The 253-nt window shown below is 53.4% G+C and carries 1 protein-coding gene; it reads right to left on the bottom strand.

The window, feature by feature from the left end; genetic code table 11:
- On the bottom strand, positions 1–123 hold a 123-nt coding region (locus tag DBY90_RS13605), incomplete at its 3' end, for a helix-turn-helix domain-containing protein (protein WP_185952220.1).
- Positions 124–253: the final 130 nt, after the last annotated feature.

The following is a 253-nucleotide window of genomic DNA, read 5'->3' as shown; positions in this document are numbered from 1 at the left end:
TTTGGATTGGGGATGTTCGAGTGCGCCGATGCCGCCTTCTTGATAGGCGCGTATCCACCGTCGCAGGTGGGTTCGGGAAATGCCGTAATGATCTGCGGTACGCTGTTGGCTGCGTATGTGCAGGTAGAGACCTTTGCAAAATTCCCCAAAATCCCCTAAATTCCCACCAAGACATTTAGGGGATTTCTCATGAGCACCTTCTTCCGGCAAACCGCCCAAGCCATGATTGCCAAACACATCGACCGCTTCCCAC

Source organism: Neisseria mucosa, assembly GCF_003044445.1.
In the GTDB taxonomy this organism is placed as follows: domain Bacteria; phylum Pseudomonadota; class Gammaproteobacteria; order Burkholderiales; family Neisseriaceae; genus Neisseria; species Neisseria mucosa_A.
This window is presented reverse-complemented; position numbering and strand designations above follow the sequence as displayed.